A 249-nucleotide genomic window follows, 5' to 3' on the forward strand; every position below is an offset into this window, starting at 1 on the left:
CCAACAAGGGAGGCTTTAAACAGTTCATTTACCTCCTTTGGAAAGGATTTCCTGATGTAAGAATCACTTTTGAGGATCTCATTATTGAAGGAAACAAGGCTGCAGGGAGATACTACCTATCTGGGACACACAAAGGTGAATTTGTTGGCGTTCAGCCAACCGATAGACAATTCAAAGTCAACGGCATGACAGTATTTGCTTTTCGTGATTCGAAGGTCATAGAGCGTTGGAACCTGGTAGATATGATGT

At 42.2% G+C, this 249-nt stretch carries 1 protein-coding gene; it reads left to right on the forward strand.

The features are described from left to right. The coding region (locus tag ACLJNW_RS27250) for an ester cyclase (RefSeq protein ID WP_410961676.1) at positions 1-249 on the forward strand (249 nt) is incomplete at both ends.

It is taken from the genome of Salmonella sp. SAL4457, from assembly GCF_046548235.1.
In the GTDB taxonomy this organism is placed as follows: domain Bacteria; phylum Pseudomonadota; class Gammaproteobacteria; order Enterobacterales; family Enterobacteriaceae; genus Salmonella; species Salmonella enterica.